At 70.5% G+C, this 17023-nt stretch carries 21 protein-coding genes; 12 read left to right on the top strand and 9 right to left on the bottom strand.

The window, feature by feature from the left end; genetic code table 11:
• Nucleotides 1-3: 3 nt before the first annotated feature.
• Entirely contained in the window at nucleotides 4-435 is a 432-nt protein-coding gene (locus tag AC0NZN_RS13410; protein WP_474592802.1) for a response regulator, read from the bottom strand.
• A gap of 582 nt (nucleotides 436-1017) precedes the next feature.
• Here AC0NZN_RS13410 and AC0NZN_RS13415 point away from each other — a divergent pair.
• Nucleotides 1018-1983, top strand: coding sequence for a baeRF11 domain-containing protein (locus tag AC0NZN_RS13415; protein ID WP_474592803.1), 966 nt, complete (start codon nucleotides 1018-1020; stop codon nucleotides 1981-1983).
• Between the two features lie 45 nt (nucleotides 1984-2028).
• Here the strand turns inward: AC0NZN_RS13415 and AC0NZN_RS13420 are convergent, their stop codons facing one another.
• The gene (locus AC0NZN_RS13420) at nucleotides 2029-2469 is read right to left on the bottom strand and encodes a universal stress protein (protein WP_474592804.1); all 441 of its coding nucleotides are present in this window, start codon (nucleotides 2467-2469) and stop codon (nucleotides 2029-2031) included.
• A 140-nt stretch (nucleotides 2470-2609) separates the two neighbouring features.
• Between AC0NZN_RS13420 and AC0NZN_RS13425 the strand changes: the two genes are divergently transcribed.
• Nucleotides 2610-2861 carry an SHOCT domain-containing protein gene (locus AC0NZN_RS13425; protein WP_474592805.1) on the top strand — a complete coding sequence of 84 codons (252 nt, stop codon included), beginning with the start codon at nucleotides 2610-2612 and terminating at the stop codon, nucleotides 2859-2861.
• Between the two features lie 67 nt (nucleotides 2862-2928).
• On the top strand, nucleotides 2929-3477 hold the full coding sequence (locus AC0NZN_RS13430) for a flavodoxin family protein (RefSeq protein ID WP_474592806.1): 549 nt from the start codon (nucleotides 2929-2931) through the stop codon (nucleotides 3475-3477).
• Nucleotides 3478-3484: 7 nt separating this feature from the next.
• On the opposite strand, the gene AC0NZN_RS13435 is transcribed toward AC0NZN_RS13430, so the two are convergent.
• Entirely contained in the window at nucleotides 3485-4147 is a 663-nt protein-coding gene (locus AC0NZN_RS13435; RefSeq protein WP_474592807.1) for a BON domain-containing protein, read from the bottom strand.
• A gap of 382 nt (nucleotides 4148-4529) precedes the next feature.
• On the opposite strand from AC0NZN_RS13435, the gene AC0NZN_RS13440 reads away from it, so the two are divergent.
• Genes AC0NZN_RS13440 through AC0NZN_RS13450 form a run of 3 tightly spaced genes read left to right on the top strand, consistent with a single transcriptional unit; the run spans nucleotide 4530 to nucleotide 6879 of the window.
• Nucleotides 4530-4907 (top strand): DUF805 domain-containing protein, encoded by a 378-nt coding sequence (locus AC0NZN_RS13440; protein ID WP_474592808.1) that lies wholly within the window; start codon nucleotides 4530-4532, stop codon nucleotides 4905-4907.
• Between the two features lie 38 nt (nucleotides 4908-4945).
• Nucleotides 4946-5581: a phosphoribosyltransferase gene (locus tag AC0NZN_RS13445; RefSeq protein WP_474592809.1), complete on the top strand. Its 636-nt coding sequence runs from the start codon at nucleotides 4946-4948 to the stop codon at nucleotides 5579-5581.
• The gene (locus tag AC0NZN_RS13450; protein ID WP_474592810.1) at nucleotides 5578-6879 is read left to right on the top strand and encodes an erythromycin esterase family protein; all 1302 of its coding nucleotides are present in this window, start codon (nucleotides 5578-5580) and stop codon (nucleotides 6877-6879) included. The genes AC0NZN_RS13445 and AC0NZN_RS13450 overlap by 4 nt, the downstream gene beginning before the upstream one ends.
• 57 nt (nucleotides 6880-6936) lie before the next feature.
• Here AC0NZN_RS13450 and AC0NZN_RS13455 read toward each other — a convergent pair whose 3' ends face one another.
• The 3 genes from AC0NZN_RS13455 to AC0NZN_RS13465 are packed head-to-tail and all read right to left on the bottom strand — an operon-like array spanning nucleotide 6937 to nucleotide 8887.
• Nucleotides 6937-7992, bottom strand: a complete 1056-nt coding sequence (locus AC0NZN_RS13455) for a hypothetical protein (protein WP_474592811.1) — start codon at nucleotides 7990-7992, stop codon at nucleotides 6937-6939.
• Entirely contained in the window at nucleotides 7989-8717 is a 729-nt protein-coding gene (locus tag AC0NZN_RS13460) for a cytochrome b N-terminal domain-containing protein (protein WP_474592812.1), read from the bottom strand. The genes AC0NZN_RS13455 and AC0NZN_RS13460 overlap by 4 nt, the downstream gene beginning before the upstream one ends.
• Complete coding sequence (locus AC0NZN_RS13465; RefSeq protein WP_474592813.1) at nucleotides 8714-8887, bottom strand: hypothetical protein; 174 nt, start codon at nucleotides 8885-8887, stop codon at nucleotides 8714-8716. The genes AC0NZN_RS13460 and AC0NZN_RS13465 overlap by 4 nt, the downstream gene beginning before the upstream one ends.
• Before the next feature lie 159 nt (nucleotides 8888-9046).
• On the opposite strand from AC0NZN_RS13465, the gene AC0NZN_RS13470 reads away from it, so the two are divergent.
• Nucleotides 9047-9832: a hypothetical protein gene (locus AC0NZN_RS13470; protein ID WP_474592814.1), complete on the top strand. Its 786-nt coding sequence runs from the start codon at nucleotides 9047-9049 to the stop codon at nucleotides 9830-9832.
• Here the strand turns inward: AC0NZN_RS13470 and AC0NZN_RS13475 are convergent.
• Together AC0NZN_RS13475 and AC0NZN_RS13480 are read right to left on the bottom strand one after the other, a co-directional pair.
• The gene (locus tag AC0NZN_RS13475; RefSeq protein WP_474592815.1) at nucleotides 9825-10835 is read right to left on the bottom strand and encodes a zinc-dependent alcohol dehydrogenase family protein; all 1011 of its coding nucleotides are present in this window, start codon (nucleotides 10833-10835) and stop codon (nucleotides 9825-9827) included. The two genes, AC0NZN_RS13470 and AC0NZN_RS13475, sit on opposite strands and share 8 nt — an antisense overlap.
• Nucleotides 10835-11404 carry a pyridoxamine 5'-phosphate oxidase family protein gene (locus AC0NZN_RS13480; RefSeq protein WP_474592816.1) on the bottom strand — a complete coding sequence of 190 codons (570 nt, stop codon included), beginning with the start codon at nucleotides 11402-11404 and terminating at the stop codon, nucleotides 10835-10837. Before AC0NZN_RS13480 ends, AC0NZN_RS13475 begins: the two co-directional genes overlap by 1 nt.
• 152 nt (nucleotides 11405-11556) lie before the next feature.
• On the opposite strand from AC0NZN_RS13480, the gene AC0NZN_RS13485 reads away from it, so the two are divergent.
• From AC0NZN_RS13485 to AC0NZN_RS13495, 3 genes are read left to right on the top strand one after another with little or no spacing between them, the layout of a single operon-like run.
• Nucleotides 11557-12015: a universal stress protein gene (locus tag AC0NZN_RS13485; RefSeq protein ID WP_474592817.1), complete on the top strand. Its 459-nt coding sequence runs from the start codon at nucleotides 11557-11559 to the stop codon at nucleotides 12013-12015.
• Nucleotides 12012-12518, top strand: a complete 507-nt coding sequence (locus AC0NZN_RS13490) for a flavodoxin family protein (RefSeq protein ID WP_474592818.1) — start codon at nucleotides 12012-12014, stop codon at nucleotides 12516-12518. Before AC0NZN_RS13485 ends, AC0NZN_RS13490 begins: the two co-directional genes overlap by 4 nt.
• 47 nt (nucleotides 12519-12565) lie before the next feature.
• Nucleotides 12566-13201, top strand: a complete 636-nt coding sequence (locus AC0NZN_RS13495) for a response regulator (protein WP_474592819.1) — start codon at nucleotides 12566-12568, stop codon at nucleotides 13199-13201.
• Nucleotides 13202-13209: 8 nt separating this feature from the next.
• Here the strand turns inward: AC0NZN_RS13495 and AC0NZN_RS13500 are convergent, their stop codons facing one another.
• Nucleotides 13210-14043, bottom strand: a complete 834-nt coding sequence (locus AC0NZN_RS13500) for an aldo/keto reductase (protein ID WP_474592820.1) — start codon at nucleotides 14041-14043, stop codon at nucleotides 13210-13212.
• 111 nt (nucleotides 14044-14154) lie between these two features.
• On the opposite strand from AC0NZN_RS13500, the gene AC0NZN_RS13505 reads away from it, so the two are divergent.
• Entirely contained in the window at nucleotides 14155-15870 is a 1716-nt protein-coding gene (locus tag AC0NZN_RS13505; protein WP_474592821.1) for an IlvD/Edd family dehydratase, read from the top strand.
• A 108-nt stretch (nucleotides 15871-15978) separates the two neighbouring features.
• A complete protein-coding gene (locus AC0NZN_RS13510; RefSeq protein WP_474592822.1) occupies nucleotides 15979-16986 on the top strand; it encodes a zinc-dependent alcohol dehydrogenase in 1008 nt (335 codons plus the stop codon).
• The last annotated feature ends 37 nt before the right edge of the window (nucleotides 16987-17023 follow it).

The following is a 17023-nucleotide window of genomic DNA, read 5'->3' on the forward strand; positions in this document are numbered from 1 at the left end:
GGATTACATCGGTTCCGGCGGGCGACCGGGCGCGACCGCTGCCCCGCGCTCCGCGTCCACGCTGCCCATCCCGGCGTGTGACGACCCGGACGCGGCACGGCGGATCGTGTCGGCCAGCCCCCGCCCGCGCAGGTCCATCTCGACATATGCGCGGGCGCCGGACCGGAGGGTGCGCGCAGCCGTCTGCTCGTCGACGAAGGACACCAGGAGAACGCACTCCACCCCCGGCGTGTCCTCCCGGATCGCGCGAGCCGCGTCGATGCCGGCCGTCTCACTGATCACGACGACGTCCGATGCCGTGCGAGCGAGATGCTCGCGCAGGTCCGCTCCGGGAGCGGATGCTCCCACGACGTCGATGTCTCTCTCTTGATGGAGGAGGTGGGCGAGTCCGCTTCGTATCTGCTCGCGATCGTCGATCACGAAGACCCTGATCATGGATCGTGTCCCTCTGACTGGTGGTGACGTCCGCAGGCCCGCTGAGGTGCTCGCGGCCGAGGGGACGAGGTGGTACAGCCGCGGAAGACGACACCAAAGCGGAGGCACACTGACCGGATGGCAACCGGATGGACGGTGTCGACTCGCCGGCGAAGGCGGCGAACCCGCCCGGTCGCGTGCGAGAGTCCACACGACGTCACCACTTCAGCATCCCACCGATTCGCCCCGAGATGTGGGCCCCGCCGATCGAGGCGAGAGCCCTGGTCCCCTGACACGGTCGCGGGCGCAGGCAGCACAAGGGGGCGCCGACACGGCGGCGCCCCCTCATGCTCATCCTCCGGGAGAGGTCCGGCTGCTCCCCAGTCAGCGGATCGATCTCGACCGGATGGAGTCGCTCTCGACCCAGACTGCGTCAGCCATGCCCCCGGATGCGGGACTAAGGTCCCACGTCGGACCACGACCGCGAAGGGGCGGCCGCTTCGAACGGGTCGACGGCCGGCGGGACCAAAGTCTCTGCGTCCGGGCCTCCCGGCGAGCGAGTCTGAGAGCGGGAGCGGTGACGTCCCCGGGAGGGAGCGGGACGTGGCGACGTTGTCTCTGGCCGAAGTTCGCCGCATCGCGAATGTGCGTGCGCCGTGGTGCGTCACGGTCTACGGCGACGCGGACGCCTGGCTGGGCTCGCAGCACCCGAGCGGTGCGGCACGTGTCCAGATCCGGCTGGCAACGCGCGCACTGATGGATGCCGAGGCATCCGAGCAGGTGATCGCCACCGTGCGTGATCGGCTGGAACGAGCACCGAGCTCATTCGGTCCCGCGGCCGTGCCGGTCGGTCACCGGGCGCGGTCCGTCGCCGTCTTCGTCACACTCGACGAGGGTGACGTGTTCGCGCTCACCACCGATGCCACGCCGAGCGTCACCGTGTCCGATCGATTCGACGTCGCGCCGCTCGTGGATGCGGCCCTGGCGTTGACATCGCGTGTGTTCGTGCTCGCCGCGTCCGAGAACTCCGCACGACTGATCGACGTGACGGCGCATCCGGCTCGCGTCGTCGACGTCCACGACCTGCCGCCGTCGGCCACGATCGAGCGCGACACCGAGTCGGCGATCGGTCATCCGGCTGCGGTGCGTTCGCGCGGTGTGGACGAGGACGCGACGCGATTGCGCGCGTACGCCCAGGGGCTCATCCGGCGCGTGGCACCCGTGGTCCACGAGGCCGGCGCCCTGCTGGCGATCGCGGCGTCGGAGCCCCTGGCGAGCATGCTCGAGGCCGACGTCATCCTGCACTCCGTCGTGGCCTCTCAGATCCTCCCGTCCGCGCCCGGGCTCGCTCCGGACGAGCTCACCGTGGACCAGCTGGCAGATCTCGCGGCCCCCGTCGTTGACCAACAGCGGGAGCGGGCGCGGCGAGCGGAGGACTCGAGGCTTTCGGAGGTGGAGCCGCTGCTGGCGTTGCGGGACATCGCATCCCTCACAGCCGCCTTGCGGGATGGCGCCGCCGACACGCGGTTCGCCGACATCGAGGGGCGGGCTTCCGGCGACGGACGCTGAATGCGCCCGCGGGTGCGGCACGGCGGCGCCGGAGCCGCGGGGAGCTCACTCCGACGCGGACGCGCTGCCGTGCACGACGAGCACCGGGCAGTGCGCGTGCTCGGCGCACACACGGCTGACCGAGCCCAGCAGGAGGCCGCGGAACCCTCCGAGGCCCCTGCTGCCGAGAACCAGCATGCCGCAGGAGGAGCTCAGCTCGACGAAGGTGCGCGCCGCATCCCCCTCCAGAGTCGTCTGCGCGAGACCCGCGGGCGGTTCGTCTCCGAACGCCTCGACGACCGCTGCGCGCAGTCGCTCGGTGGCGGCCTGACCGGTGTGCTGCTCGCGGTCGCGTTCGAGATACACGTAGCGCGGGCTCTCCCACGTGATCACCGCTTCGAGCGGGGCGCCGAGCGCGTCCGCGATGCGCGCGGCATAGCGCAACGCGTCCACGGATGCGGGAGAGCCGTCGACGCCGACGACCACTCGGTCACTGTCCTGGTTCATGCTCATCCTCTCAGCGTCGCGGGAGCGCGCGGCGGGGAGCGGGACCAAGGTCACATCCCCCTCCGGAGGACCAAAGGCCCGATGCGGCCGCGGAACCGGTGCGCATCCTGAGGGATGCAGATCCGTCGAAGGAGCGAGTCATGTATGGATGGATGATGAGCGGCACCGACCCGATGTGGTGGGTGATCTGGATCGTGGTGGCTCTCCTGATCATCGCCGCCGCCGTCGTGGTCGTGGGTGTTCTCACCAGGAGGAACGACGAGGGGTCGGTGGCGGGAACTCACGCGGAACCGCCGGCGCGCGACATTCTCGACCAGCGCTATGCGCGCGGCGAGATCGACCACGACGAGTACATCCGCCGCCGCGACGAACTCGCGCACAGCGGACGATGACGATGCTCGGCGAGACCGGCGGCCTGGCCGCGCCCGGCGCCCGCAGCTCCGATGCGGCAGGTGAGCCATGAGAGCCCTCGTGGTCTTCGAGACGATGTTCGGCAATACGAAGGAGATCGCAGAGGCCGTCGCCGCGGGACTTGCGGCATCGACCGACGTGGAGATCGAGAACGTCGCGGATGCGCCGGCCACCCTTGCGGCGGACGTCGATGCGCTGATCGTCGGCGGTCCCACGCACGTCTTCTCGATGTCGCGACCGTCGACTCGCGAGGACGCCGTCCGGCGCGGTGCGGCGCCCGACGACGAGCCGGTCGGAATCCGCGAATGGCTGCAGGCCCTGCCGGAGCATCCGCGGCCGTTCTTCTTCGCCGCGTTCGACACCCGCACCGACATGGCACTCGTCCCGGGGGCCGCATCGCGCAGTGCGAGCCGCTTCGCACGCAAGCGGGGGTTCCACGTCCTGGAGCCGGAGAGCTTCTACGTCAGCGGCTACCAGGGTCCGCTCGTGCAGGGGGAGGTCGAACGGGCCCGCGCCTGGGGCGAGGCGCTCGCGACCATCCTCACCGGACAGCGCCCGCAGGAGGTCGCCGCCCCGCCGGGCGACAGCGACGGGTGAGGGCCGTTCAGCCGACGATGTAGATGTCGTTCTTGACCTCGGTGACGTGCGGCGAAGCCCAGGCCGCCTCGGCGGCCTGGTGACGCTCTGCCCACGACTTCACGGTGCCCGTGAGGGTCACCACGTTGCCGTCGACGGCCACATGGATGCTGTCGGCGTCGAGTTGCGCGTTGCGGGAGATGGCCTCGCGGATGCGCTTCTCGGTGTCAGGCGCCGATGGCCGCTCCGCCAGCGTGATCTGATTGGTCAGCGAGAAGACGCCGCGGAGGTTGCGAACCGCGTGCTCGGCGGCGCGCCGCTGGAAATCGCGCGCGACCTCGCCGACGAGGGTCACGGAGTGGCCGACGATGGAGGCCTTGACCGATTCCGGCACATTGCTCGCGGCGCGCAGCGCGTGGTCGACCTCCTGCGCGATGTCGGTCTCGCCCACACGCCAGGAGGCCTTGGGCTTTACCTCGAGACCGTTCACAAGCGCACGGACTCCTCTCACCCGGAACGCGGCCTTCTCGGCCGCGACCTTCTCGGCGAGGGTGTCGACGGCTCCCGAGAGCGTGACCGCACCGTCCTTCACCTCCACGCCGATGCCGGCCGCATCGATGTCCGGCGTCCACATGAGCTCGGCGCGGACCAGGGTCTGGATGTCGAGGTCGCGATCAGTTGCGGTGGTCATCGGGCTCTCCTTCGATGCGGCACGTGGATGCAGGGGTCCAGCCTCGCGCGCGAGGAGCGGCGGGACAGGGTCCTAGGTCCCGTCGACTCGGGGCGGGGCGGGAAGACCCGCGGCGTCGCGGGACCTATGGCCCTGAGTCGGCCGACGGACGAGCGTTACCGTTCTGCCACGGGTAGCTCCCGGGCGGCCGATTCGGACGGAGTGATCGATCAGCTGCATCGATGCACTGCCCAGGCCGTCGCAGTCAGGGGAGGCGTTCTCGACGGAGGGCGCCTCCCCGCGGCGCGGCGGCTTTCGCAGGCAGGCGCGGATGGGTCGGGCGCGACGCATCCGCGGGACCTTCGGCCCACCTCCGGAGGCCGCCCGGCGTGAAGATCCCGCCATGACCTTTCCACAATCCATCTCGACGGTGTTCCGCAAGTACGCGGACTTCACCGGCACGGCATCGCGCTCCGAGTTCTGGTGGTGGATCCTCTTCACCACCCTCGTGAACGCCGCCCTGAGCTCGCTCACCGTCTGGAACGTGACCGAGAACACGACCTTTCCCATCGGGCCAAATCTCACCGGTCTCTGGGCGATCGCCGTCCTCCTGCCGACCCTGGCGGTGACCGTGCGGCGGCTCCGTTCCACGGGCCGCTCGTGGGCGAACCTGTTCTGGCTCCTGCTCCCGGTCGCAGGGCTCATCATCCTCATCGTGCTGTGCGCCCAGCCCGACCAGGCCCTCGTGCCCCCGCAGACTGCGGGCTCGAGGCCCTTGTGAGCAGAGCGGACGAAGGCTGAGAAGGGAAGGAGCCCCAGGTGTTCGAAGACCGCAGAGACGCCGGCCGCCGACTCGGTCGCCACCTCGCCGAGCAGGGGGTCACGGCGTCGGTCGTGCTCGGGCTCCCGCGCGGCGGTGTGCCCGTCGCAGCCGAAGTCGCCTCCCGACTGGGACTGCCGCTCGACGTCATCGTGGTGCGCAAGCTGGGGCTGCCCTTTCATCCCGAGGTCGCGATGGGAGCGATCGGGGAGGGCGGCGTGCGCATGGTGGATCTCGACCTCGTGCGCCGGCTTGGTGTCACGGCCGAGCAGTTCGCGGAGGTGGAGCACCGCGAGCGGACGACGCTCGACGCCCGCGTGGCGAGCCTGCGCGGATCTCGCCCGCGTCTGGATCTGACCGGGAAGACCGCGCTGATCGTCGACGACGGCATCGCGACGGGCGCCACCGCCTCGGTGGCATGCGCGGTGGCCCGCGGCTTCGGAGCAGCGCGCGTGATCGTCGCGGCCCCGGTCGGGGCGCGCGATGCCATGCACCAGATCGAGGGAGCCGACCAGGTCATCTGCCTGCGGCCCCCTGCCGACTTCCTCGCCGTGGGCGAGTACTACCGGCATTTCGAGCAGACGACGGATGCCGAGGTCATCGCGTACCTCTCCGCCGCGCAGGTGCGGCCGTGAACGCGTCGTTCGACGGGCTCTCGGACGTCCGCCGGCTCGCCGTGCCGCTGACCGGTGCGGGATCGTTCGATGCGATCGTCGAGCGAGCGCGCTCCCGGACGATCGTCGCGATCGGCGAGGCGTCGCACGGCACCCACGAGTTCTACACGCTGCGCGCTCGCCTGACCCGGCGCTTGATCGAGGAAGCCGGCGTCACGTGGATCGGAGTGGAGGGGGACTGGCCGGACTGCTGGCGCATCGACCGCTGGGTCCGTGGACTCGCCGACGAGGCGCTCGACGCACGCGGGGTGCTCGCCGGGTTCGCCAGATGGCCGACCTGGATGTGGGCGAATGCCGAGGTCGCAGACTTCCTCGACTGGCTCCGCGAGCACAACCGGGGTCGCCCCGAGTCTGGCCGCGTCGGCTTCTACGGGCTCGACGTGTACTCGCTGTGGGACTCGCTGGCCCGGACGATCTCGTGGCTCGCGGAACGGCAGCCCGACGCGCTGCCGGTGGCCATGAAGGCCTGGCGCTGCTTCGCGCCGTTCGATGAGGACCCGCAGCGCTATGCGTGGGGCACCCGGCTGGTGCCGCTGTCATGCGAGGACGACGTCGTCGGCCTCCTCGTGGAGGTGCGGCGCGGCGCGGCTGCCGACGGCGATGACGCGTTCGACGCCCTGCAGAACGCCGTCGTCGCAGCCGACGCCGAGCAGTACTACCGCGCGATGGTGCGCACCGACCAAGGATCGTGGAACATCCGCGACATCCACATGGTCGACACCGTCGACCGGCTCGCCCAGCACCTCGGTCCGCACGCCAAGGGCGCCGTCTGGGCGCACAACACCCATGTCGGCGATGCCCGGGCGACCTCGATGAGGGATGCCGGACTCCTCAACGTCGGGCAGCTCCTGCGCGAACGGCACGGCCGTGAGGCCGTCTTGCTCGTCGGCATGGCGTCGTATGTCGGAGAGGTGACGGCCGCGCACGAATGGGGCGCAGCCGAGGAACGGATGCCGGTTCCCGCCGCCCGCCCGGGCAGCCACGAGGATCTCCTGCATCGCGCGCTCGATGGGAACGCCGTGCTCGACTTCGGCGGCGAGTCCGCCGGCGGCGCGCAGTGGCTGTCCGGACGAGCCGGACATCGTGCGATCGGCGTGGTGTACGACCCCGCTCGCGAGCACGGGAACTATGTTCCGACGGTGATGGGGCAGCGGTACGACGCGCTCATCTGGGTCGCGGAGACCCGCGCGCTCCGGCCGCTGCACCACGAGCCCGCACCCGAGGAGAACGAGTTCGAGACGGCGCCCAGCGGCTTCTGAGACCGCGCGCATCCGGCCGCGCGCACCCAGCCCGGCCGGATGCGCCCGGGTCGTGCTCTACGGAGCGGTCGGCGTGGGGAGCTTCGCATCATCCGGCGATCCGAGCACCCTCTCCGCGCCGCGATCCGGGGTCGGGGTCTGCCGCTCCTCCCGCACACCGCCGGCGGCGGCGCGGTAGTAGTCGCGCCAGACGAGCTTGTGCAGGGGGATCCACCTCGGGAAGGTGCGCAGGCCGGGGATGAAGGGCAGGAGCGCCAGCAGGATGGTGAGCACGCCCATGATCAGGACGATCACGAGGTCGGCGTTGTCCGCCGTCGAGAACGGCGGCACCTGGTAGAGGAGCGAGAACAGCCAGAGCCAGGACTGCCCGGGTGTGTTGCCGGTCTCGTTCATCACCCCCCACTGGTCTCCGGTGAGGTGCTGGGCGGCCGCCAGGTTCTGGAAGTACTGCCCGTCGCCGAGGAAGAGGATCGCCGGCGTGTAGTTGAGCTGGTAGAAGCCGCTCTGGCTGGACAGCGCGCCGTCGAGCGCGCCGCTGCGCGCCATGCCGGTCAGCGCGGTGATCAGGCCGGGGACCGGGCCGTAGTCGCCGCCGGCCGGATCCGGCAGCGTCGACCCCTTGTCCGCAGCGAGCGCCTTCGCGTACGCGTCGGTCCAGGCGGTCTTCTGCGCGTCCGTCGCGGCCGTCCACTGCGCGACCTCCGGCGGCACGTCGGCGAGCGTCTTCAGCGGGGCGATGACGAACGCGTTCGCCGTGTCGATCGGGATGCGCACGCCCGACAGGCTCTGCAGGTCGAGAGGGCCGAGGGTCTGGCTGGCGTCGGCCGTGTTGTTGTACGGCGGCCCGTACTGCGCGGTGTCGCTCGTGCCGCCGAGCTCCGCAGTCGCGGTCGTGGCGAAGTCGACGGGGTCGTGCGCCGACCAGGACGCGAAGGTGGCGCCCGGCTCGTCGGGCGATCCGAAGATCGCCGCGAGCACGAGCGTCAGGGCCGCGACGACGATGAATCCGATCGTGACCTCCTTGAAGAGGTCGTAGTCGCGGACGCGGCCGCGCCACGGCCTGCTGAACAGGTCGCCCCGCGCTCGCCAGGTCATGCTCGGCGTGCTGTTCATCGCGACATCTCCGATTCGTTGCCGGGGTGGAGGAGCTGGTCGTCCGTCTCCTTCGCGTCGATCGGGGGGACGACGCCGTGCATGCGAACGAGCAGCACGTGCAGCACCACGACGGCGCCGACGCCGAGCGGCAGCAGCACGATGTGCCACGCGAACATCTGCCCGAGGTCGGCCACGTTGAACCACGCGCCGATGCCGACGGCGTTGAGGGCGTCCTTGGCCTCGAACGCGATCCACTGGGAGTCGAAGTTCGTCTGCAGCAGGTAGCCGGTGAACGCCGCTGCGATCGACACGGCGAACGCGATCACACCGGTGATCCACGTGAGGACGCGCCCCCCGCGCCAGGCCGCCATCCAGTACTTGCCCCAGAGGTGGACGACCATGAAGAGGAAGAAGAGCTCCACGCTCCACAGATGCGTGCTGTTGGTGAATCTCCCGAGGCTCGAGAGGTGGTACCAGGCCGGTCCGTTCAGTGCGAGCACGAACCCGGAGAGGATCACGACCGCAAGGGACGCGAGGGATGCCATCCCCAGCACGTAGATCCATGAGGCGACATAGCTCGGCTGGTCCTGGGGGAGCAGCTTGTCCGGGGGGAGACGCTGCAGGAGCCAGCGGCGCGCGCGCCCCGTCCACGTGTAGACGTCCTCGTCCGCTTGGGCGGGAGGCTCCGACGGCCATACCCTCCGCTGTGCGGTCGGCTCCGACGGCGGTTCCTTCGTGCTCATCGCCGGCGCCTCGGCTTCGGGAACGGCAGCAGCAGGGCCAGGACGAACAGCACGAGCATGGTCGCGATGACGATGAGATTGCCGAGCTGGATGGTGTAGGAGCCCCAGCCGAGATAGATGCCTGGCGCGCTGGCGACGAAGACCACGATGACCTCCTCTTTCGTCGCCACCGTAGGTCACGCCTGTGCCGCGGTCCGGGACGAAGGTCCTGCCGACCGAGCATCGGGTATCGACCTCGCGGAGGTGGCGGGACCTTCGGCCCTGCGCGTCCTGCGTCTGTTCCGAAGGATGGTCGTCCATAGCGGTGGCATCGATGGAGGAGATGTCGGATGGTGCGGCGTTATGTGGTGGCGTTCGATGACTCCCACCAGGCCAAGCTCGCGTGGGACTGGGCTCGGTCGCGCGCCGACGCGGAGGGCGTCCAGTGCGTGGCGGTCACCATCGTGGGCGACGACGGGGGCCGGAGCGATTCCCACCAGGGACGCGGGTCGGCCGACTCGCCGATCCGCCTGAGCGGCGAAGTGCCCGAGACTCTCGCGGCGTTCACGGAGCCCGACGACGTCCTCGTCATCGGAACCGGCAAGACCGGGTTCGCGCACGGGCGCGTCTTCGGCTTCACCGGGGTGCGGATCGTGACGCTCGCACCCTGCCCGGTCGTCGTGATGCCGGACGTCGACCTCCGATTCCGGTCGGGCGTCGTGCTCGGCGTCGACGGGCCTGACACCGCCGCCGTATCCGCCGCGATGGCTGCGACGGAGGCTGCGCGCAGGGGAGAGGCCATCCAGGTGATCTCGTCCGGGCGGAGGGGCGGCGACCATGGTCGTGGGCTGGGTGACGCGGCGAAGATCGCCGAGCGTGTCATCCGCGAAGGGTGGCCTCAGCTGACCGTGCACGCGCGTGCCCGGTCGGGCGATACCCCTGCAGCGCTGCTCGATGCGGCCCAGGCGGCATCGCTGCTCGTGATCGACCCCGGCCTCGCGCCCACGGACCGCCGTAGCGGGGACCCGGGGGACATCGCTCTGGATGTGCTGTTCAACGCGAATGCCCCGATCCTGATCGCACGACCGCACGCCGAGGAGGAGGCACCCGTCGACAGTCGGCTGAGCGTCACATGACGATGACGAGCGAGCCGGATGCGCGCCCCGCACGCAGTGCGGAGACAGCCTCTCCCGCCTGCGCGAACGAATACTCGGCGACCGTCGGGCCCAGGTGGAGATTCCGCGCGAGGCGAAGCAGCGCCGCGCCGTCCGCGCGCGTGTTCGCCGTCACCGTGCGCAGGTCGCGCTCGTAGAACAGCTCCTCCGTGTACGCCATCGCGGGGATGTCGGACATGTGGATGCCGGCGAGCACCACGGTTCCGCCCCGGGTGACCGCTCGCAGCGCCACCGGGACGAGCTCGCCGGCCGGCGCGAAGACGATCGCCGCGTCCAGCGGATCCGGCGGTTCGGCCGTCGCATCCCCCGCGAAGACCGCACCGAGCCGCAGCGCCAGCGCCCGGTCGTGCTCGGTGCGCGACATCGCGTAGATCTCGGCCCCGGCAGCCTGGGCGAGCTGCGCCGTGATGTGCGCGCTCGAGCCGAAGCCGTAGATGCCCAGCCGGCCGCCGGGAGCGAGGTGGGTGCGGGCGAGCGCCCGATACCCGATGATGCCGGCGCACAGCAGCGGGGCGGTCTGCACGGGGTCCGCATCGGCGGGCAGCGCGTAGGCGAAGGCCTCGGGCACGGTCGTGAACTGCGCGTAGCCGCCGTCGGCATCCCAGCCGGTGTATGTCGAAGACGGGCACAGGTTCTCCCGGCCCTCGCGACACCATCGGCACGATCCGCACGTGCGACGCAGCCAGGCGATGCCGACGCGGTCGCCGCGGACGAGCTGCGTCACCCGCGCACCTGCATCGACCACGATGCCGACGACCTGGTGACCGGGGACGACGCCCGGTCGGTGGACCGGAAGCTCCTGATCGATGACGTGGAGGTCCGTACGGCACACGGCGCACGCCTCGACACGGACGAGGACCTCGTCGTCGCCGGGTACGGGCATCGGGCGCTCGCGCAGCGCGAGCGAGCCCGCGGCTTCGTCGGTGGCCCATGCCGCCATCGCTCCCGTCGCGATGCCGTCCATCACTCGCGCGGCGCCGGCGCGCGGTGCGGTATCGGCCAGGGCTTGGCGAGGGCGCCGTCGTTCCCCGTGAACTCGCGTGCGGCGCCGTCGGGAGGGTCGTCCGCGGTGGGGGTGATCGGCTCGGTCAGAGGGGATGCGTGATAGTGCTTGGGGAAGCGGCGGCCGGTGACTTCATCCGGATCGATCCGGATGAAGTGCTTCTTCGCGGTGGGGTTCCAGGAGATCAGCCAGTCGATGCCCGACTCCTCGATCTCGGCGGGGTCCATGACGAGGTGCGCGACGCCATGGACGACGACGCTCCAGCGGCGCCGGTCGTCTTGGCCGTCGATCTCGAAGGCGACCTCGGGGTGCGCCTGAAGCTTCCCGAGTTTGCTTCCGGGAGCGGTGCGGAAGAACACGCGACGCTCGTGGGTGAGGTAGTTGACGGGCAGGACGTCGAGGCCTCCGTCCAGCCCGGAAACGGCGAGACGCCCGATCGTGCCCAGGCGCAGGAGTCGCCAGCACTCGTCGACGTCCAGTGTCTCCACCTCTCGACTGCGAGGATCGGCCGAATGCGCGGATGCAGACATCCCGACCTCCTTCCGTTCTCCTCCACAGATCGGGCCCTCAGTCAACGGTGTGCTGCGCCATGGCCGCGGGACGAAAGTCCTGCCGGCGCATGCGTACCGCGAATGTGACTTTCGTCCCGTCCGTCGCACGCGGGCGGCGGGAGTGTGGGTCCATGGATGAGCTCATCGACTCGGACCGCATCCTCGTCGGCGTGGACGGCTCGCCGTCGTCCATCGCCGCGCTGCGGTACGGCGCGCGGATCGCGGCCGCGCTGGACGCGCCTCTCGAGGTCGTGACGACGTGGTACTACCCCGCGTTCACCGAGTACGAGTTCGCGACCGAGTGGACGCCCGAGGACGACGCCACCGACATCCTCGATCGGACGATCGAAGCGGCATTCGGCGACGACCCGCCCGATCTGACCCGCCGAGTGATCGCCGGCGCGCCGACAGGCACGCTGATCGATCTCAGCGCCCACAGCGCCATGCTCGTCCTCGGCAGCAGGGGACACGGCGGATTCGCGGGACTCCTGCTCGGATCCGTGAGCGCCGCGTGCGCCGAGCACGCGCACTGTCCGGTGCTCGTCGTCCACGAGCGCCGTGCGGCAGACGCATCCGAGGACACGCCATGAGGATCCAGGTGGTGTTCGAGTCGATGTTCGGCAACACGAAGCAGATCGCGGAGGCCGTCGCGGCCGGCATGTCCGGTGTCGCAGAGGTCACCGTCGACGACGTCGCGGAAGCGCCCCGGGAACTTGCCGACGACCTGGCCGCACTCGTGGTGGGCGGACCGACGCACGCCTTCTCGATGTCGCGGGTCTCCACTCGCCGGGAGGCGGCGGGCCGGGGCGGGGCGGAGAGCGAGGTCCCGCTCGGTATCCGGGAATGGATGCAGTTGCTTCCCGATCCCGGTCACCCGATCATCTTCGTCGCCTTCGACACGAAGGTGGACATGCCGCTCATGCCAGGTGCCGCCTCGCACAGCGCGTCGCGCTACGCCCGCAAACGCGGGTTCCATGTGCTCGAGCCGCAGAGCTTCCTCGTGGAGGGGTACGAGGGCCCGATCGTGGAGGGCGAGTTGGAGCGCGCACGTCGATGGGGCGAGGGCATCGGAAGGGTGATCACCGGCGAATGACCATCGCACCAGGTGAACCGCGGCCCGAGGACGAGTATGGTCCTGCCATGATCACGGTGTTCCTCGTCGACGACCACGAGATCGTGCGGCGCGGCATCTGCGAGCTGCTCGACGCGCAGGCGGACATGACCGTCGTCGGCGAGGCCGCGACCTGCCACGATGCGATGGCCCGCATCAGCGCGACGATCCCGGATGTCGCCATCCTCGACGTGCACCTCCCCGATGGGAGCGGCATTGATGTGTGCCGTCAGATCCGCCAGGAGTTCCCGTCGGTGCGCTGCCTGATCCTCACCGCGTACGACGACGACGAGGCGGTGTTCGCGGCTGTGCTCGCCGACGCATCCGGCTATCTTCTGAAGGCGGTCCGCGGTGATGAGCTCACACAGGCCGTGCGGGCGGTGGCAGCCGGAAAGCGTCTGCTGCACCCGGCGGCCGAGCGGCGGGCGACCCAGCTGCTGCGTGCCGCTCCGGATGAGGATCCGCGCTTCGGATCGCTCAGTCTCCGGGAGCGGCAGATCCTCTCCCTGATCGCGGACGGGCTGACGAACCGTCAGATCGGCGAGCGGCTCGGACTCGCGGAGAAGACCGTCAAGAACTATGTGTCGTCGCTCCTGTCGAAGCTCGGCTTCGAGCACCGCACGCAGGCCGCCCTGTTCGAGATCGAACGCGATCGCCGGGCCTGATCGCGCCGCTACACCTCCTCGTGATGGTTCGGATCACCGTTCCACAGGCGTCCGCGCTCGAGCCCGGACAGGGCGTCGACCTCATCGGTCGTCAGCTCGAAGCCGAACACGTCCGCGTTCTCGACCTGGCGCTGCCTCGACGCCGATTTCGGGATGGGCGTCGACCCGATCTGGACGTGCCACCGCAGCACGGCCTGCGTGGGAGTGACACCGTGCGCGGCGGCGACCTCCTCGACCGTGGGCTCCGATGCGAGCTCCGTCCGATGCGCGAGCGGGCTCCAGCTCTCGGTGCGGATCGCGTGCTCGGCGTGGAATTCGCGCAGCGGGCCCTGCGGGAAGTAGGGGTGGAGCTCGACCTGATTGACTGCCGGGGTCACGCCGGTCTCGTCGATGAGGGTCACGAGCATCTGCTCCGTGAAGTTCGACACGCCGATCGAGCGGACGAGTCCGCGCTCGCGCGCCTCGATCATGCCGCGCCACGTGTCCAGCCACCTGCCGACGCCGGGGTTGGGCCAGTGGATGAGCTGGAGGTCGATGCGCTCGAGACCGAGCGTGCTCAGCGATCGCTCGATGCTGGTGATCGCCTCGTGGAAGCCGTGGTCGCGGCCGGGGATCTTCGAGGTGACGAGGAGCTCGTCGCGGACGATTCCCGACCGGCGCACGGCCTCGCCGACCTCGGCCTCGTTCTCGTAGTTGACCGCGGTGTCGAGCAGGCGATACCCCGCCTCGACTGCCGACAGCATCGCGGCGATGCCCTCATCGGCGCGCAGGCCGTAGGTGCCGAGGCCCAGTTCCGGGAACCAGGTGCCGTCGTTCAGGGAGATCGTCGGGATGCTGACCATGACTCCATCCTCGCCCAGAGCGCGCCAGTCCGGGCTCCGCGGTGGGGCTCCGCGGCCCGACATGGACATCGCCTCTTGCCATGCGGCGCTCTCGCACGGTTTGGTGAGTGCATGGCTTCGCTGCGCAGTTCTGAGTGGTATTCGGGTGATGACCGCAATGCCTATATCCATCGGGCGTGGATGCGGCGGGGGGTGCCGTCGAGTGCGTTCGAGGGGCGTCCGCAGATCGCGATCGCGAACACCGCGTCCGACCTCACCCCGTGCAATGCGCACCTGACCGAAGTGGCGCAGTCGGTGAAGAACGGGATCTACGAGGCGGGCGGCATCCCCCTGGAGCTGCCGGTCGTGTCGCTGGGGGAGACGCAGGTGCGTCCGACGGCGATGCTCTGGCGCAACCTGGCCGCGATGGCGACGGAGGAGATGCTCCGCGCGAACCCGATCGACGGGGTGGTGCTCCTCGGCGGCTGCGACAAGACGATCCCGTCGCTGCTGATGGCGGCCTCCTCGGTCGATCTGCCCGCGGTGGTGGTGCCGGGTGGTCCGATGCTGACGGGACACTTCCGCAACGAGGCTCTCGGGTGTGGCACCGACGTGTGGCGACTCTCCGAGGAGGTCCGCACGGGCACCCTCAGCCAGGCCGCTTTCCTGACGTCGGAGTCGTCGATGATCCGCTCGAAGGGGCACTGCAACACGATGGGCACCGCGTCCACGATGGCCCTCGTGGCCGAGGCGCTCGGCACGGTGCTGCCGGGGCTCGCCGGCACCCCGGCACCGGACGCGCGGCTGCTCGAGGCGGCGCATGAGACCGGGATGCTGGCGGTGCAGCTGGTCGCGGACGACCGGCGACCCTCCACCTTCCTCACGCAGGGGAGCTTCCGCAACGCGATCGTCGCCCTGGCCGCGATCGGCGGCTCCACGAACGCGGTGGTGCACCTGCTGGCGATCGCCGGGCGCCTGGGGATCGAGCTGACGATCGACGACTTCGACCGGATCGGGGCGCAGGTGCCGCTGCTGGTGAACCTGCAGCCCGCCGGGCGCTACCTGATGGACGACCTGTACCGCGCGGGGGGCTTCCTTGCGGTGATGCGCGAGGTGCGCGACCTGCTCGACCCCGACGCGCTCATGATCACCGGGCGCCCGTTCGTCGACTACCTCGACGACGCGCAGATCTGGGACCCGGATGTCATCAGCCGACGCGATTCCCCGCTGCAGGCGCAGGCGGGGATCACGGTGCTGCGGGGGTCGCTCGCCCCCGGCGGGGCGCTCGTGAAGCCCGCGGCCGCCTCCCCGCACCTCCTCAAGCACCGCGGGCGGGCGGTGGTGTTCGATTCGATCGAGGACTTCCACGCCCGCGTCGACGACCCCGATCTGGACATCGACGAGAACAGTGTCATGGTCCTCCGCGGCTGCGGACCGAAGGGGTATCCCGGCATGCCGGAGGTGTCGAACATGCCGCTGCCGACCAAGCTTCTGGAGAGGGGGGTTCGCGATATCGTCCGCATCTGCGACGGGCGCATGTCCGGCACCGCGTACGGCACCGTGATCCTGCATGTGACCCCGGAGGCCGCCGCGGGGGGACCTCTCGCGCTGGTGCGCACCGGGGACTGGATCACCCTCGACGTCCGCGCCGGTCGGCTCGACCTCGACGTTCCCGCCGAGGAGCTCGCCGCCCGCACCCCGAACCAGGCCACCCTCGATGGGTATGCGACACCCCGCCGCGGCTGGGAGCGCCTCTACGTCGACCATGTCCTGCAGGCCGACCGTGGTGCCGACCTCGACTTCCTCGTCGGCTCATCCGGATCGCGGGTGACACGTGAGTCCCATTGAGCGGCGAGCGCGCGTGAGCGCGTGCGCACACACCCCCTCGCCGCGGGCCGCGCGTGCGGCCGCTGAGGTTCTCGTCATCGCGGCTGCCCCGCGGTCGTGAGGGCTGCGATGAGGGCACTCGTCATCACCGCGCCGGGGCGGGCGGAAGTGCAGCAGGTTCCGTCGCCGGAACCCGCCGCCGGTCAGGTCGTGGTCGACGTGCAGCGCGCCGGCATCTGCGGTACCGACATCGAGTTCTACACCGGCGAGATGGCCTACCTGCACAGCGGGCACGCGGAGTACCCGATCCGCATCGGGCATGAATGGATGGGCACGGTCTCGGCCGTGGGCGACGGCGTCGACAGGTCGTGGATCGGCGCGCGCGTCACGGGCGACACGATGCTCGGATGCGGCGTCTGCCGTCGCTGCCTGCGCGGCGACCAGCACGTGTGCGAGTTCCGCTACGAGGTCGGCATCCGCGGCGGCTGGCACGGGGCGCTCGCCGAGCGGCTGGCGGTTCCCGTCACCTCCCTGCATCGGCTGCCCGACTCCGTGGATGACGCGGCCGGAGCGATGGTCGAGCCGGGCGGCAACGCGTTCCGCGCGGCCCAGGGCGCCGACATCCATCCCGGCGATCGGTGTCTCGTGCTCGGTCCGGGGGCCATCGGCCTGCTGTCGGCGCTGTTCGCCCGGGCGGCGGGCGCCGAGGTGCACCTCCTCGGTCGCGGCGAGCGTTCCCTCGCTTTCGCCCGATCCTTGGGGTTCACGGGGGTCTGGGCGCAGGACGAACTTCCCGATCTGCCGTGGGATGCGGTGATCGACGCGTCGAACGCCCGTCACCTGCCGGGACGCGCGCTCGAACTGGTCGAGCCCGGCGGTCGGGTCGTCTACGTCGGCCTCGCCGGCGCGCCCAGCCTCATCGACACCCGCGACCTCGTGCTGCGCGACGTCACTGCGGTCGGCGTGCTGAGCGCCTCACCCGGGCTCGCCGGGACGATCGAGGCGTACGCATCCGGTGCCGTCGACCCCCGCCCTCTGATCGCGGCCACGGTCACGTTCGACGAGCTGCCCGAGATCCTCGCCGGCGTGCGCCCCGCCGGCGCCGCGGCGGGGCCCAAGTTCCACGTCGCCGTCTGAGCCCCGGAGACACGCACGTCGGGGTTCGCGCCCGATC

This window comes from Microbacterium sp. sgz311019 (genome assembly GCF_056135325.1).